Raw genomic sequence first — 2,802 nt, 5'->3', positions numbered from 1 at the left:
TCTGGCTGCAGGGACAAAAACATGAATTTTGGAACGCAAAACAGGAAGCCAAGATCATAGAAGAAACGCCTTTGATGAAGCGGGTCAAACAATGGTTAGATGCATACTTTCAAGGAGAGGATCCCAAAATTGATTTTCCGTTGGATCTTCAAGGGACGGCTTTTCAAAAACAAGTATGGTCCCTTCTTTTAATGATCCCTTACGGAAAAACCATGACCTACAAAGAGATCGCGCAAAAAATCGCTCCTTCGATGTCTTGCCAGGCGGTAGGACAGGCGGTGGGACACAACCCGATCTCGATCGTTGTTCCGTGTCATCGGGTGATTGCCGCTTCGGGCAAGCTGACAGGCTATGCCGGCGGAATCGAAGTCAAGCGCTGGCTGCTTACGCATGAAGGGGTCTTACAATGAAGCGGTGTTCATGGTGCAATGAGAAAAATGAAGCTTATGTGCGCTATCACGATGAAGAATGGGGCGTACTCAATTTAGAAGATCCTTATCTTTTTGAAATGCTCATCCTGGAAAGCTTTCAGGCAGGGTTATCCTGGGAGTGTATCTTGAATAAGCGGAAAGCGTTTCGTCAGGCTTTTGATCATTTTGACTGGAGGCGTATCCAAGGCTATGGGGAAGATAAGATCGAGTCGTTATGTCAGGATCCCGGGATCGTGCGCAATCGTTTAAAGATCAAAGCGGCGATCACCAATGCGAAGGTCTTTGAAGAGATCCGACAGGAAAAAGGATCATTCCGGGACTATCTTTTAGAGTTTACCGGCGGCAAGATCTTCTATGAAACGCATCAAACACATTCAAAACTATCGGATGCCCTTTCTCAAGATTTGAAGAAACGGGGCATGAAATTTGTGGGAACGACGATTCTCTATGCATATCTTCAGGCGATCGGAATCGTGAATTCTCATGAGGAGGGATGTTTTCTTTATGTCGATCCAAAAAACCAAAGCACCCGATCACATTGAGATCCGGGGCGCTAAAGTTCATAATCTAAAAAACATCGATCTCGATATTCCTCTGCATCAAATCGTCGGGATTGCCGGCGTATCGGGTTCCGGGAAGTCTTCTTTAGCTTTGGGGATCTTATATGCGGAAGGCTCAAGACGATATCTGGAATCGTTATCGACCTATACGCGGCGAAGAATGACGCAAGCTTCGCAGGCAGCCGTGGATGAGATCTTGTATGTGCCGGCAGCCCTGGCTTTGCGGCAGCGTCCGGCCATTCCGGGGATCCGTTCGACGTTTGGGACAGGGACCGAGCTGCTGAACAGTTTGCGGCTCTTGGTGTCGCGCTGTGCGCATCATGTCTGTCCCAACGGACATGTCCTCGAGCCTAGTTTAGCGGTGGCTACGGGGCAAGATCTGGTCTGTCCGGTGTGTCATACGCAGTTTACGGCACCTTCTGCCGAAGAGCTTGCCTTTAACTCGCAAGGGGCTTGTCCGCATTGTCACGGGACCGGAAAAGTTCAAAGTGTGGATCTGAAGACACTGATCCCGAACGAAGATCTTTCCATCGATGAAGGAGCCGTGGCTCCCTGGAATTCTTTGATGTGGTCTTTGATGAAGGATGTCTGCCGGGAAATGGGCGTGCGAACGGATATCCCGTTCAAAGAACTGAGTGAAAAAGAAAAAGAGATCGTCTATTTTGGCGAGCCGGTCAAAAAGCATATCTTGTATCAACCCAAAAATGCGGATACGGTCACGCCCCTTGATTTTACGTATTACAGTGCCGTGCATACGGTCGAGAATGCCTTGGCCAAAGTCAAAGATGAAAAGGGGATGAAACGGGTTGAAAAGTTCTTGAAGGAAGAAGATTGTCCTGCGTGTCATGGAACGCGTCTATCCGATGCGGCCAGAGCGCCGAAATGTGCGGGGCTTTCTTTGGACCAGATCTGCCGGATGAGTTTGGCGGAGGCCTTAAAATGGGTTCATCACGTTCCTTCGACTTTGCCGGAAGAGATGCGGCCGATGGCTTGGCGCATCGTCGAATCGTTTGAGAGCGTGGCCAGACGCTTGATGGATCTGGGGCTGGGGTATCTCAGCTTGGATCGTGCCTCGAATACCCTTTCCACCGGGGAAAGGCAGCGGATGCAGCTGGCCAGAGCGGTGCGGAATCGAACGACAGGTGTGCTGTATGTGCTGGATGAGCCTTCTATTGGTCTGCATCCTGCCAATGCCAAAGGATTAACGGGCGTGATGGAGGATCTTGTCCAAGATGGCAATTCTGTGATCGTCGTGGATCATGATACGAACATCTTAAAGAAAACAGATTGGATCGTGGAGATGGGACCGCAGGCCGGTTCGCAGGGCGGTCAGGTTATTGCCCAGGGGACGCCGCTTGCGCTTTGTCAAAATCCGAATTCGATCATTGGACCGTTTTTAAAAACTGAAAGTCAGATCCAAAGAAAAGACAATGCAAATCTCTTTGATCAGGGAACGATCACTTTATCAACGAATGCGATCTATACCATCAAACCATTAAAGGTCCAGATCCCCAAAGGCAAACTCAGTGTGGTGACCGGCGTATCGGGTTCCGGGAAAACAACGCTGATTCTGGAAAGCTTGGTGCCGGCCTTGGAAGCTTCGTTAAAAAAGAGGCCGCTGCCTGACCATGTCAAAAGCATCGATGCCCCGGGCATTGCCCACATCAAACTGATTGATGCCAGTCCGATCGGCATCAATGTGCGCTCTACCGTGGCAACTTATGCCAATGTGCATGATGAGTTGCGCAAGATCTTTGCGAAACAGACCAAGGCTTATAAAGCCGGGGATTTTTCTTATAATACGGGCAAAC

General features: G+C 49.6%; 3 protein-coding genes. All 3 read left to right on the top strand.

Annotated elements, in window-relative coordinates; genetic code table 11:
• The coding region (locus Q0J48_RS06965; protein WP_296242766.1) for a methylated-DNA--[protein]-cysteine S-methyltransferase at positions 1-410 on the top strand (410 nt) is incomplete at its 5' end.
• Complete coding sequence (locus Q0J48_RS06960; RefSeq protein WP_296242765.1) at positions 407-973, top strand: DNA-3-methyladenine glycosylase I; 567 nt, start codon at positions 407-409, stop codon at positions 971-973. The genes Q0J48_RS06965 and Q0J48_RS06960, both read left to right, overlap by 4 nt.
• The coding region (locus Q0J48_RS06955) for an excinuclease ABC subunit UvrA (protein WP_296242764.1) at positions 936-2,802 on the top strand (1,867 nt) is incomplete at its 3' end. The genes Q0J48_RS06960 and Q0J48_RS06955, both read left to right, overlap by 38 nt.

The sequence above is a fragment of the uncultured Faecalicoccus sp. genome, from assembly GCF_944325745.1.
Lineage (GTDB): Bacteria > Bacillota_I > Bacilli_A > Erysipelotrichales > Erysipelotrichaceae > Faecalicoccus.
This window is presented reverse-complemented; position numbering and strand designations above follow the sequence as displayed.